The 12,533-nt window shown below is 53.0% G+C and carries 14 protein-coding genes; 8 read left to right on the plus strand and 6 right to left on the minus strand.

Going from position 1 to position 12,533, the window contains the following annotated elements:
• Nucleotides 1-3: 3 nt before the first annotated feature.
• The gene (dcrB, locus tag AACU19_RS22780; protein ID WP_001245295.1) at nucleotides 4-561 is read right to left on the minus strand and encodes a phage sensitivity protein DcrB; all 558 of its coding nucleotides are present in this window, start codon (nucleotides 559-561) and stop codon (nucleotides 4-6) included.
• 72 nt (nucleotides 562-633) lie between these two features.
• Nucleotides 634-1,299, minus strand: coding sequence for a 7-cyano-7-deazaguanine/7-aminomethyl-7-deazaguanine transporter (locus AACU19_RS22785; protein ID WP_001100467.1), 666 nt, complete (start codon nucleotides 1,297-1,299; stop codon nucleotides 634-636).
• Nucleotides 1,300-1,519: 220 nt separating this feature from the next.
• Here AACU19_RS22785 and tusA point away from each other — a divergent pair, with 220 nt between their 5' ends.
• Together tusA and AACU19_RS22795 are read left to right on the plus strand one after the other, a co-directional pair.
• Entirely contained in the window at nucleotides 1,520-1,765 is a 246-nt protein-coding gene (gene tusA / locus AACU19_RS22790) for a sulfurtransferase TusA (RefSeq protein ID WP_000130623.1), read from the plus strand.
• A 214-nt stretch (nucleotides 1,766-1,979) separates the two neighbouring features.
• Complete coding sequence (locus AACU19_RS22795; protein ID WP_032303952.1) at nucleotides 1,980-2,288, plus strand: hypothetical protein; 309 nt, start codon at nucleotides 1,980-1,982, stop codon at nucleotides 2,286-2,288.
• Between the two features lie 32 nt (nucleotides 2,289-2,320).
• Here the strand turns inward: AACU19_RS22795 and zntA are convergent, their stop codons facing one another.
• Both zntA and AACU19_RS22805 read right to left on the minus strand, forming a co-directional pair.
• Nucleotides 2,321-4,519 carry a Zn(II)/Cd(II)/Pb(II) translocating P-type ATPase ZntA gene (gene zntA, locus AACU19_RS22800; RefSeq protein WP_105278590.1) on the minus strand — a complete coding sequence of 733 codons (2,199 nt, stop codon included), beginning with the start codon at nucleotides 4,517-4,519 and terminating at the stop codon, nucleotides 2,321-2,323.
• Nucleotides 4,520-4,592: 73 nt separating this feature from the next.
• Nucleotides 4,593-5,219, minus strand: a complete 627-nt coding sequence (locus AACU19_RS22805) for a lysoplasmalogenase (protein WP_000964718.1) — start codon at nucleotides 5,217-5,219, stop codon at nucleotides 4,593-4,595.
• A 140-nt stretch (nucleotides 5,220-5,359) separates the two neighbouring features.
• Here AACU19_RS22805 and AACU19_RS22810 point away from each other — a divergent pair, with 140 nt between their 5' ends.
• A complete protein-coding gene (locus AACU19_RS22810; protein ID WP_000042870.1) occupies nucleotides 5,360-5,719 on the plus strand; it encodes a DUF2500 domain-containing protein in 360 nt (119 codons plus the stop codon).
• Nucleotides 5,720-5,721: 2 nt separating this feature from the next.
• Here the strand turns inward: AACU19_RS22810 and AACU19_RS22815 are convergent, their stop codons facing one another.
• Nucleotides 5,722-5,991, minus strand: coding sequence for a DUF1145 family protein (locus AACU19_RS22815; protein WP_032185343.1), 270 nt, complete (start codon nucleotides 5,989-5,991; stop codon nucleotides 5,722-5,724).
• A complete protein-coding gene (gene rsmD / locus AACU19_RS22820) occupies nucleotides 5,981-6,577 on the minus strand; it encodes a 16S rRNA (guanine(966)-N(2))-methyltransferase (RefSeq protein ID WP_000743195.1) in 597 nt (198 codons plus the stop codon). The genes AACU19_RS22815 and rsmD overlap by 11 nt, the downstream gene beginning before the upstream one ends.
• Before the next feature lie 149 nt (nucleotides 6,578-6,726).
• On the opposite strand from rsmD, the gene ftsY reads away from it, so the two are divergent.
• The 5 genes from ftsY (at nucleotide 6,727) to livJ (ending at nucleotide 12,461) form a co-directional block, all read left to right on the plus strand.
• Nucleotides 6,727-8,265 carry a signal recognition particle-docking protein FtsY gene (gene ftsY / locus AACU19_RS22825; RefSeq protein ID WP_001040621.1) on the plus strand — a complete coding sequence of 513 codons (1,539 nt, stop codon included), beginning with the start codon at nucleotides 6,727-6,729 and terminating at the stop codon, nucleotides 8,263-8,265.
• Nucleotides 8,266-8,267: 2 nt separating this feature from the next.
• Nucleotides 8,268-8,936 (plus strand): cell division ATP-binding protein FtsE, encoded by a 669-nt coding sequence (ftsE, locus tag AACU19_RS22830; protein ID WP_000617723.1) that lies wholly within the window; start codon nucleotides 8,268-8,270, stop codon nucleotides 8,934-8,936.
• On the plus strand, nucleotides 8,929-9,987 hold the full coding sequence (ftsX, locus tag AACU19_RS22835; protein ID WP_001042007.1) for a permease-like cell division protein FtsX: 1,059 nt from the start codon (nucleotides 8,929-8,931) through the stop codon (nucleotides 9,985-9,987). The genes ftsE and ftsX overlap by 8 nt, the downstream gene beginning before the upstream one ends.
• Nucleotides 9,988-10,231: 244 nt before the next feature.
• On the plus strand, nucleotides 10,232-11,086 hold the full coding sequence (gene rpoH, locus AACU19_RS22840; RefSeq protein ID WP_000130217.1) for an RNA polymerase sigma factor RpoH: 855 nt from the start codon (nucleotides 10,232-10,234) through the stop codon (nucleotides 11,084-11,086).
• A 271-nt stretch (nucleotides 11,087-11,357) separates the two neighbouring features.
• A complete protein-coding gene (gene livJ, locus AACU19_RS22845; protein ID WP_001022009.1) occupies nucleotides 11,358-12,461 on the plus strand; it encodes a branched chain amino acid ABC transporter substrate-binding protein LivJ in 1,104 nt (367 codons plus the stop codon).
• Nucleotides 12,462-12,533 lie beyond the last annotated feature (72 nt).

The following is a 12,533-nucleotide window of genomic DNA, read 5'->3' on the forward strand; positions in this document are numbered from 1 at the left end:
AACTTACTGAATAACCAGCGTATTAATGATGTTTTCTGCGGTGGTCTGTGCTTTTTGCTGATCGTCAGCTGGCAGCGTAATTTGCATGGTCAGCAGTTGATTACCCACGTTACCCAGAATAACGGAAGAGTACGCCGTCTGGCCTTTCGCGGAGATAATGCTGTCTAACTGCTGCATTTTGTGACCTTTCAGCTCAATGGCTTTATTGGTTACCACTTGCAGCTGCGGATCGCGGCTACGTTGCTGATCTTCCAGGCGCTTCGCCAGCACCGCCAGATCTTCTTTCGGATCATCGCCCATGATGACGATGACTGCTTTTTGCCCGGTGGCGTCGGACCAGACATGCATGTTATTAGCCTGCGTTCCCAGCTTACCGCTCTGGTCGGTCATATCCGCTGGCAGCGAGAAACTTAACTTGCCATCAAGCAGGTTGACGGGATTCCCGGTAGCGTTACTTTCCGCGACCGAACCCTGCGCCGTAGCGTTAGTGTCTTTATCATCACAGGCCGCAAGCCCCATAACCAGCAGGCCAATTCCGACATATTTAACCAGATTGCGCATTGACTTCTTCCTTTCGATAAACGGCCATAACGGCTCATTCATCCATCTTATCACAACTCTGATAACGAACCTTTAACTCGCCTGCAAAGCGTTGATTTCGGATTTATCTGCCAGTCTTTTCAACAGCATATTGAGTAATACGCCATACATTGGCAGGAAGAAAACGATACTGATTAACACTTTGAAACAGTAATCGACCAGCGCGATTTCCATCCAGTGTTCAGCCATAAAGGCATCTGGGCTGCGCCAGAAGGCAATGAAGAAGAAGGCCAGCGTGTCGCTGACGTTACCAAACAGGGTGGAAGCCGTCGGTGCCAGCCACCAGCGACGACTCTGACGCAGGCGGTTAAAAACGTGCACGTCGAGGATTTGCCCCAGCGCGTAGGCCATGAAACTGGCGGTGGCGATACGGGCGACAAACAGATTGAAGTGGGCGAGCGCGCCGAATCCCTGCCAGGAACCCATATAGAACAGCGACGAGATGACGTAGGAGATCAGTAACGCCGGGATCATCACCGCAAAGATGATACGACGGGCCAGCGGTGCGCCAAAAATACGCACAGTCAGGTCGGTAGCAAGGAAAATAAACGGAAAGCTAAACGCGCCCCAGGTGGTATGGAAACCAAAAATGGATACGGGAAGCTGAACCAGATAGTTACTGGAGGTGATCACCAACAGATGAAATAACGATAACCAGAACAACGCCTTATAGCGTTGAGTTTGCGAGAAAACGTTCATATTGTACCTTTTTGATTAACCATTGGGGTGAGGGAACCCAATACGTACGACACGTCTGTTACCTTAACATAATAACGTGCTGACCCTTTTTTCGAGCCGCCGCATGATACTGCTTTACGTTGACAATGCAATGGTTAATTTTCACGCAATCGTTAACCTGGTTTGCTTACGGACTCACAGGGCGTAAACTAGCGCCGTTTTTTTATGTGATGAGAAGAAAATGACCGATCTCTTTTCCAGCCCTGACCACACACTCGACGCACTTGGCCTGCGCTGCCCGGAACCAGTAATGATGGTGCGCAAAACTGTGCGCAATATGCAGCCAGGTGAAACGTTGCTGATTATTGCTGACGATCCGGCGACGACACGCGATATTCCTGGGTTTTGTACCTTTATGGAACACGAACTGGTTGCGAAAGAGACCGATGGACTGCCTTATCGTTATTTGATTCGCAAATCGGGGTAAGGTGGATCAGGCTAGCGGACCGATCGCGCTCAATTTTGCGGCTTGCAACCGGTTTGTAGGACGGATAAAACGTTCAAGCTGCATCTGGCGATACGGTGCACAATGCCTGATGCGACGCTGTCGCGTCTTATCATGCCTACGAGTTCAATGCCCTGTGTAGGCCAGATAAGGCGTTTACGCCGCATCCGGCACGCAAACGTAATGGAATGCACAAATGGATTATTTAATTCCAGTTTGTCTGGCATTGCTGGGATTGCTCGCGATCTTCACCCCCAATTGGCTGATCCCTGTTTTTATCGTCGTGGGGGGATGGCTGGGGGTACTTGCCTGGGGTTGGCTCTGGCTAATGATTTTTTTACCTTTACTTAACGGTGTCGGGCTTGCTTATGCCCTGTGGTTGATGTTCAAAAGGCCATCCATAGCATCCCGCCTGGTTGCTGCATGCTGTGTTATCTCCGTCATTCTGATGTTAGCGCTTTATTATGCTTTCCTGACTATGCCGCCGTTCCCGGCCCAGCACTAAGCCTGATAGCCAGAGGCTATCAGGCAACACTTTTACTTCCTGCGCAACAATCTTAACGCATTCGCCGTCACCAGCACCGTCGCACCCGTATCTGCCAGCACCGCCAGCCAAAGGCCAGTCATTCCTAACAGCGTTGTGACGAGGAAGATCCCTTTCAGCCCCAGCGCAATGGTGATGTTCTGGCGGATATTGGCGTGAGTGGCGCGTGCCAGTTCAATCATCTGCGCCAGGCCGCGCAGGTGGTTATGGGTTAATGCTGCGTCGGCGGTTTCCAGCGCCACGTCTGTGCCACTGCCCATTGCAATCCCTATGGCGGCAGCTTTCATGGCGGGCGCGTCGTTAATACCGTCGCCGACCATCGCCAGCGGCGCATGTTGATTCAGCTCGGTCACCGCTTTGACTTTATCTTCCGGCAACAGGCCCGCTTTAAACTCCAGCCCCAACTCCCCGGCAATTGCCGCCGCTGCGCGTGGATTATCGCCAGTGAGGATCACCCCTTTGACACCCAGGGCGCTCAGTTCGCTGATGGCAGTTGCGGCGTCGGCGCGCAGGGTATCCTGCAATGCAATTACGCCAAGCACGTCATCGTTACGCACCACCAGTACTACCGTTTGCCCGGCGCTTTCCAGTTCGTTAATTAAACCAGCAAATGCAACAGCCGGATGTTTTCCGGCAGCGCATATCAACACGCGCTCGCCGTTAATCAGTGCTTCAATACCAGACCCGACCAGCGCCCGCTGTGATTCGGCGGCGGGAATGGCGAGTTCAGCAACCTGTGCTTCGCGTACGATGGCTTGCGCCAATGGATGCGTCGCGCCTTGCTCGACCGCCGCTGCCAGTGTCAGCAGTTCAGATTCACTAATACCCGTTGCCGGATGAATCGCGGTAACGCGCGGTTTACCGACGGTCAGCGTACCGGTTTTATCAAACGCCACCTGGGTAACACGACCTAGTTGTTCCAGCGCCGCACCGCCTTTAATCAACGCCCCACGACGCGCTGCTGCTGCCAGCCCGGAGGTGATCGCCGCAGGTGTTGAGATCACCAGCGCACACGGGCAGCCAATCAGCAGCAGCGTCAGCCCTTTATAAATCCACTCCTGCCAGCTTGCGGCAAACAGCAGCGGCGGCACCAGCGTCACCAGCAGGGCGACGGCCATAATCGCTGGCGTGTAAATACGGCTGAAACGGTCGATAAACCGCTCAATCGGTGCGCGGCGCTCTTCAGCTTCTTCGATCAGTTTCAGAATCCGGTCAATGGCGCTGGCACCCGGTTCTGACAGCACTTCCAGCGTTACCAGACGGTCTACGCTGGTGGCGCCTGCAGGAACTTTATCACCCGTCGCGCGTTCCACCGGAATGGATTCGCCGGTCAGGGCGCTTTCATCAAAACTGGCAAACGGTGAGAGCAGTTTACCGTCGGCAGGTAAACGCCCACCTGCCGCAACTTCGATAACATCGCCCGGACGCAGGCTGTTAATTGCTACCTCTTCACGCTTGCCATTACGCAGGCGCGTGGCGGTTTCCGGTTTCAGCGCCATTAACGCGCTGACCCCTTGACGCGCGCGGCTGGCGGCCCAGCCTTCCAGTCGTTCACCAATCAAAAATAGCAGCAACACCATCGCAGCTTCGGCGGTTGCGCCAATAAACAGCGCACCAATAGCGGCTACGCTCATTAAGGTTTCAATAGCGAAGTAGCTGCCGGATTTGATCAGTCGTAATGCCTGGCGCGCAATCGGGTACAGCCCAACCAGCGTGGTCGCGATAAACGCCAGTTGCCCGAACGGATGATTAAACTGCTCCAGACCCCAGCTGATTGCCATCATCACGATAAGCGTAATCAGCGGCAGGTTCTCTTTCAGGCGTGATGCTTGCGGTTCTTCGGCGGCCTGTTCATCGCGCAGGGAGTAGCCTGCTTTTTGCACCGCTGATTCAACTTGTGCACGGATGTCATTGTCGGCATCAACCACCAGTTTTTCGGTGGCGAACAGCACCTGCACCTGATTCACGCCTGCAAGCTGGCGCACGGCATTTTCTACCTTGCGCGCACAGGCGGCGCAGTCCATGCCGCTGACTTTCCAGCTATAGCGGGTGCCGGAGACGTTTTCAGAGAGCGTTGGCGTGCTGGAACATGCGCCGTCGCAGCAACAGTCGTTGGCGTTCTGAACCGTGGGCAGCGGTTTGAACGCGGCAAATTGAGGGGCTTTCTTGCCGTGATTGTCAGGAGTCGACATGGCATCCTCCGGTTAAGTTTTTTCTCATTAACCGAAGGATACACTCTGGAGTCGACTCCAGAGTCAAGTTTTATCAGAGATACAGCGAGCGGACGATGAGGAAATGTCCGGCAAAGTAGCAGGCCGCAGCAATCGCGTTGTCCGCACGGAAGCGTCGGCGATAGTGACTACCCAGCCAGACAAAGTTACTGATAAACAGCAACGAAGCGCCGACAAACGCAGAGAGCGCTGGAGCGGTTGGACGGAAGAACCACAGTTCACCTGCCAGCCATACCATCACCAGCGTCATGCCGATAAACGTGCAGATAGGCCAACGATACTCTTCCAGACGCGTCCAGATAATCGCCAGTAACAGCGCACCCAGCACCAGCAACACCAGCGGCAAAGGCCAGAAGAAAGAGAGCGTCATCTGGCTGGCGAAATAGATGGTGTACAACAGGTGCGAGAGGAAAAACGCGCCGATGGCGTACATCAGACGTTGACGTGGCAACAGGGTTAGCGCATCGCCCAGCAGTGAAGCGCACAGCCCTGCCAGCACCAGATAGCTAATGGCGTCGAACATCGGCGCTTGCCATGCCAGTAACAGCAGGAGAAGAAGGGTTAACGGTTTAAACACCCAGCGTTGCCAGGTTGGCCCACGATACGAAGCATCCACAGATAGCCATGCGGAAAGACAGACTGCGATAAACGACCAAAGCATCTTAGTTCCTTGAATTCGTTATTTTTTCGTAAGCGGAATGCCTACGGTCTTGCTTCCAGTTTAGTGGCGAGGGTGGACGGATGACAACACCATAACTGGCAGGGTATGCTTATTTCCGCATTTTCCGATGAGGGATAAAGATGAGCAAACCACCTCTTTTCTTTATTGTTATCATTGGCTTAATTATCGTCGCCGCATCGTTTCGTTTTATGCAACAACGACGGGAAAAAGCTGATAATGATATAGCGCCACTCCAGCAAAAGCTGGTGGTAGTGAGCAATAAGCGGGAAAAACCGATTAACGATCGCCGTTCGCGCCAGCAGGAAGTGACACCGGCTGGTACCAGCATGCGCTATGAGGCGAGCTTCAAACCGCAAAGCGGAGGAATGGAACAGACGTTTCGCCTCGACGCCCAGCAGTACCATGCCCTGACAGTGGGCGATAAAGGTACGCTGAGCTATAAAGGAACGCGCTTTGTCAGCTTTGTCAGCAAACAATAAGGTTATTTTTTAACGTTAAATTTCTTCTGCCAGACCAGCAGTTCAAACACGCCGAAAAGGAAAATCCGCACCTTTTCGGCGGTGGTCATCTGCGGGCCATCTTTCGGCAAAGTGGATTTCAATAGCGCCAGCTGCATACCATGCATCAGCACGGTAAAAATCAGCGCCACGTTAACGAAAATATTCAGCGGACGCGGGAAGGGATGCACCAGGTTGAGGATTAAAAATCCCCAAACGCAGAGCATTAACACACGACCAATATTAATCAACATCACTTTCTCCTTGTGCTTCGCGTTGATACAGGCGGTAAGCCACCTGACCTGCCACTTTTTCCCGATGTAATGACCAGTTCGCCGGAACAGTGGGCAGACCGTTTTCGACTTCGCTTTCGACATAAATCAGGGCTTCGTCAGCCAGCCAGCCGTTATCTTCCAGTAAATTTATCGTCTCTTCTAACAAGCCACGGCGGAACGGTGGATCGACAAACACGATATTATGCGGTGTGCCTTTTTGCGCCAGGAATGACATCGCGTTGCTGTTCACCACGCGTGCATTGCCTGCTTTTAGTGTCGCCAGATTCTTAATTAACTGCTGAGAAACCGCGCGATCCATCTCAATCAACGTGGCCCCCGCAGCGTAGCGCGATAACGCTTCCAGCCCCAGCGCGCCGCTCCCGGCGAAGCAATCCAGACATTGGGCATCAACAATGACCGGAGCCAGCCAGTTAAACAACGTTTCGCGTACGCGGTCGGTGGTGGGGCGTAGGCCTGGGCTATCAGGAACCGGGAGTTTACGGCCTCGCCACTGCCCGCCAATAATGCGGATTTGGCCGCTGCCGGAATGATTCGGTTTTTTCATGATAAATTGCTCAATCCGCCAGATAACACATACTTGCAGGCGGTGATGTGAATTAAGTTAAGTGATAGACTATTTCATCATTTTTTTAGCTGCTATGTACATAGCGTTAACGCTGTGCCATGAAGCAACAGCGAGGAGTGTAGTCGCAAATGGCGAAAGAAAAAAAACGTGGCTTTTTTTCCTGGCTGGGCTTTGGTCAAAAAGAGCAGACCCCGGAAAAAGAGACAGAAGTCCAGAACGAACAACCGGTTGTAGAAGAAATCGTTCCGGCGCAAGAGCCTGCGAAGGCTTCTGAACAAGCCGTTGAAGAGCAGCCGCAGGCGCATACTGAAGCCGAGGCGGAAACTTTTGCTGCCGACGTTGTGGAAGTTACTGAACAGGTTGCTGAAAGTGAAAAAGCGCAGCCTGAAGCTGTTGCTGAACCGGAAGTTATTACTGAGCCGGAAACGATAGTTGAAGAAACGCCAGCGTCAGTCATTGAACCTGAAGTTACGCCAGAGCCTGTGGCTATCGAGCGTGAAGAGCTGCCGTTGCCGGAAGACGTCAAAGCCGAAGAGGTTTCGCCAGAAGAGTGGCAGGCCGAAGCGGAAACCGTAGAGATTGTCGAAGCGGCGGAAGAAGAAGCGGCTAAAGACGAAATCACCGACGAAGAGCTGGAAGCACAGGCGCTGGCTGCCGAAGCGGCAGAAGAGGCGGTGATGGTGGTTCCTCCGGCAGAAGAAGAGCAGCCGGTGGAAGAAATCGCTCAGGAGCAGGAAAAACCGACCAAAGAAGGTTTCTTCGCGCGCCTGAAACGCAGTCTGTTAAAAACCAAAGAAAACCTCGGTTCCGGATTTATCAGCCTGTTCCGCGGTAAAAAAATCGACGATGATCTGTTTGAAGAATTGGAAGAGCAATTGCTCATCGCCGATGTGGGCGTGGAAACCACGCGTAAAATTATCACCAATCTGACAGAAGGTGCGACCCGCAAGCAGCTTCGTGATGCCGAGGCGCTCTATGGCCTACTGAAAGAAGAGATGGGTGAGATTCTGGCGAAAGTCGATGAACCGCTGAACGTTGAAGGTAAAACGCCGTTCGTGATCCTGATGGTGGGCGTCAACGGTGTGGGTAAAACCACGACGATCGGTAAGCTGGCGCGTCAGTTTGAGCAGCAGGGTAAATCAGTGATGCTGGCGGCGGGCGATACTTTCCGTGCAGCAGCGGTTGAACAGCTTCAGGTCTGGGGGCAGCGTAATAATATTCCGGTGATTGCCCAGCATACCGGTGCGGATTCTGCTTCTGTTATCTTCGACGCCATTCAGGCCGCTAAAGCGCGTAACATCGACGTTCTGATTGCCGATACCGCCGGACGCCTGCAGAACAAATCGCACTTGATGGAAGAGTTGAAGAAAATCGTCCGCGTGATGAAGAAACTCGACGTTGAAGCTCCGCATGAAGTTATGCTGACTATCGACGCCAGTACCGGGCAGAATGCAGTAAGCCAGGCCAAACTGTTCCACGAAGCCGTTGGCTTAACCGGCATCACGCTAACGAAACTGGACGGCACGGCGAAAGGCGGGGTAATTTTCTCGGTGGCTGACCAGTTTGGTATCCCTATCCGCTACATTGGTGTCGGCGAACGTATTGAGGATTTGCGTCCGTTTAAAGCGGACGACTTTATAGAGGCACTTTTTGCCCGAGAGGATTAACAATGATTCGCTTTGAACATGTCAGCAAGGCTTATCTCGGTGGGAGACAGGCGCTGCAGGGCGTTACGTTCCATATGCAGCCGGGTGAGATGGCGTTTCTGACCGGTCATTCCGGCGCAGGGAAAAGTACCCTCCTGAAGCTGATCTGTGGGATTGAGCGGCCCAGCGCCGGGAAAATCTGGTTTAGCGGCCATGACATCACGCGTCTGAAAAACCGTGAAGTTCCGTTTCTGCGCCGCCAGATTGGCATGATTTTCCAGGATCACCATCTACTGATGGACCGTACTGTCTACGATAACGTGGCGATACCCCTGATTATCGCCGGTGCCAGCGGTGACGATATTCGTCGTCGTGTATCGGCGGCGCTGGATAAAGTCGGGCTACTGGACAAAGCGAAGAACTTCCCTATTCAGCTTTCCGGCGGTGAACAACAGCGTGTTGGCATTGCCCGCGCGGTGGTGAACAAGCCCGCGGTACTGCTGGCGGATGAACCGACCGGTAACCTTGACGACGCGTTGTCAGAAGGAATTCTACGTCTGTTTGAAGAATTTAACCGCGTTGGGGTAACCGTATTGATGGCAACGCACGACATCAACCTGATTTCGCGGCGTTCCTATCGCATGCTCACCCTGAGCGATGGTCACTTGCATGGAGGCGTGGGCCATGAATAAGCGCGATGCAATCAATCATATCCGGCAGTTTGGCGGGCGTCTGGATCGCTTCCGTAAATCGGTCGGCGGCTCTGGCGACGGCGGTCGTAACGCGCCAAAACGGGCGAAATCCTCGCCAAAACCGGTAAATCGCAAAACCAACGTTTTCAACGAACAGGTGCGCTATGCCTTCCACGGCGCATTGCAGGATCTGAAAAGTAAACCGTTCGCCACGTTTTTAACGGTGATGGTTATCGCCATCTCCCTGACGCTGCCCAGCGTCTGTTATATGGTGTACAAAAACGTTAACCAGGCGGCGACGCAGTATTATCCGTCACCGCAAATCACTGTTTATTTGCAAAAAACGCTGGATGATGACGCCGCTGCGGGTGTGGTGGCACAGTTGCAGGCCGAGCAAGGCGTAGAGAAAGTAAACTATCTTTCTCGTGAAGACGCACTGGGCGAGTTCCGTAACTGGTCTGGTTTTGGTGGTGCGCTGGATATGCTGGAAGAAAACCCGCTTCCGGCAGTGGCGGTGGTAATCCCGAAACTCGATTTTCAGGGGACCGAGTCACTGAATACCTTGCGCGATCGTATCACCCAGATCAACGGCATTGACGAAGTGCGAATGGATGACAGCTGGTTTGCCCGTCTGGCGGCGTTGACCGGGCTGGTCGGGCGCGTTTCGGCAATGATCGGCGTATTGATGGTGGCGGCAGTGTTCCTCGTCATCGGTAACAGTGTGCGTCTGAGCATCTTTGCTCGCCGTGACTCCATTAACGTACAGAAACTGATTGGTGCGACAGATGGTTTCATCCTGCGCCCATTCCTGTACGGTGGCGCATTGCTGGGATTTTCTGGCGCATTGCTGTCATTAATTTTGTCGGAAATTCTGGTCCTGCGTTTGTCTTCGGCGGTTGCGGAAGTGGCACAGGTTTTCGGAACGAGGTTTGATATCAATGGCTTATCTTTCGATGAATGTCTGCTTTTGCTGCTGGTGTGTTCGATGATTGGCTGGGTGGCAGCCTGGCTTGCCACGGTACAACATTTACGCCACTTTACGCCTGAATAATAAAAGCGTGTTATACTCTTTCCCTGCAATGGGTTCCGTAGCAGGGAAAGAGACCCCGTTGTCTCTTCCCGGTATTTCATCTCTATGTCACATTTTGTGCGTAATTTATTCACAGCGTTGCATTGAACTTGTGGATAAAATCACGGTCTGATAAAACAGTGAATGATAACCTCGTTGCTCTTAAGCTCTGGCACAGTTGTTGCTACCACTGAAGCGCCAGAAGATATCGATTGAGAGGATTTGAATGACTGACAAAATGCAAAGTTTAGCTTTAGCCCCTGTTGGCAACCTGGATTCCTACATCCGGGCAGCTAACGCGTGGCCGATGTTGTCGGCTGACGAGGAGCGGGCGCTGGCTGAAAAGCTGCATTACCATGGCGATCTGGAAGCAGCAAAAACGCTGATCCTGTCTCACCTGCGGTTTGTTGTTCATATTGCTCGTAATTATGCGGGCTATGGCCTGCCACAGGCGGATTTGATTCAGGAAGGTAACATCGGCCTGATGAAAGCAGTGCGCCGTTTTAACCCGGAAGTGGGTGTGCGCCTGGTCTCCTTCGCCGTTCACTGGATCAAAGCAGAGATCCACGAATACGTTCTGCGCAACTGGCGTATCGTCAAAGTTGCGACCACCAAAGCGCAGCGCAAACTGTTCTTCAACCTGCGTAAAACCAAGCAGCGTCTGGGCTGGTTTAATCAGGATGAAGTCGAAATGGTGGCCCGTGAACTGGGCGTAACCAGCAAAGACGTACGTGAGATGGAATCGCGTATGGCGGCACAGGACATGACCTTTGACCTGTCTTCCGATGACGATTCCGACAGCCAGCCGATGGCTCCGGTGCTCTATCTGCAGGATAAATCGTCCAACTTTGCCGACGGCATTGAAGATGATAACTGGGAAGAGCAGGCGGCAAACCGTCTGACTGACGCGATGCAGGGCCTGGATGAGCGTAGCCAGGACATTATCCGCGCACGCTGGTTGGACGAAGACAACAAGTCCACACTGCAGGAGCTGGCTGATCGTTACGGTGTTTCCGCTGAGCGTGTGCGCCAGCTGGAAAAGAACGCGATGAAAAAACTTCGCGCTGCTATTGAAGCGTAATTACCGCTGTTAAGCAGAGAACCCTGGATGAGAGTCCGGGGTTTTTATTTTTTGGGCCTCTGCAATAATCAATGACCCCCTCCGGCAAAACGCCAATCTCCACGCAGATTGTTAATAAACTGTCAAAATAGCTATTCCAATATCATAAAAATCGGGTATGTTTTAGCAGAGTATGCTGCTAAAGCACGGGTAGTCATGCATAAAACGAAATAAAGTGCTGAACAACAACATCACAACACACGTAATAACCAGATGAATGGGGATTCTCAGGATGAATATAAAGGGTAAAGCGTTACTGGCAGGATGTATCGCGCTGGCATTCAGCAATATGGCTCTGGCAGAAGATATTAAAGTCGCGGTCGTGGGCGCAATGTCCGGTCCGGTGGCCCAGTATGGCGACCAGGAGTTTACTGGCGCAGAGCAGGCGGTTGCGGATATTAACGCTAAAGGCGGCGTGAAAGGCAACAAACTGCAAATCGTAAAATATGACGATGCCTGTGACCCGAAACAGGCGGTTGCGGTGGCGAACAAAGTCGTTAACGACGGCATTAAATACGTGATTGGTCACCTCTGCTCTTCATCAACGCAGCCTGCGTCTGACATCTACGAAGACGAAGGCATTTTAATGATCACCCCAGCGGCAACCGCGCCAGAGCTGACCGCCCGTGGCTATCAGCTGATCCTGCGCACCACCGGTCTGGACTCCGACCAGGGACCGACGGCGGCGAAATATATTCTTGAGAAAGTGAAACCGCAGCGTATTGCTATCGTTCACGACAAACAGCAGTACGGCGAAGGTCTGGCGCGTGCGGTGCAGGACGGCCTGAAGAAAGGCAATGCTAACGTGGTGTTCTTTGACGGCATCACCGCCGGGGAAAAAGATTTCTCAACGCTGGTGGCGCGTTTGAAGAAAGAGAATATCGACTTCGTTTACTACGGTGGTTACCACCCGGAAATGGGGCAGATCCTGCGTCAGGCACGCGCGGCAGGGTTGAAAACCCAGTTTATGGGGCCGGAAGGCGTGGCTAACGTCTCGCTGTCTAACATTGCGGGCGAGTCAGCTGAAGGGTTGCTGGTAACCAAGCCGAAGAACTACGATCAGGTTCCGGCGAACAAACCAATTGTTGACGCGATCAAAGCGAAAAAACAGGACCCAAGCGGCGCGTTCGTCTGGACCACCTACGCCGCGCTGCAATCTTTGCAGGCGGGCCTGAATCAGTCTGACGATCCGGCTGAAATCGCCAAATACCTGAAAGCGAACTCCGTGGATACCGTGATGGGGCCGCTGACCTGGGATGAGAAAGGTGATCTGAAAGGCTTTGAGTTCGGCGTATTTGACTGGCACGCCAACGGCACGGCGACCGATGCGAAGTAATCATTAATCGGCAACTTTGGGTTGCCGCCAAATTGCTAATATCGAGTACGCATGCTTCATGCCGGATGCGGC

This window comes from Escherichia sp. MOD1-EC4550, assembly GCF_963876935.1.
Classification (GTDB): Bacteria; Pseudomonadota; Gammaproteobacteria; order Enterobacterales; family Enterobacteriaceae; genus Escherichia; species Escherichia coli_F.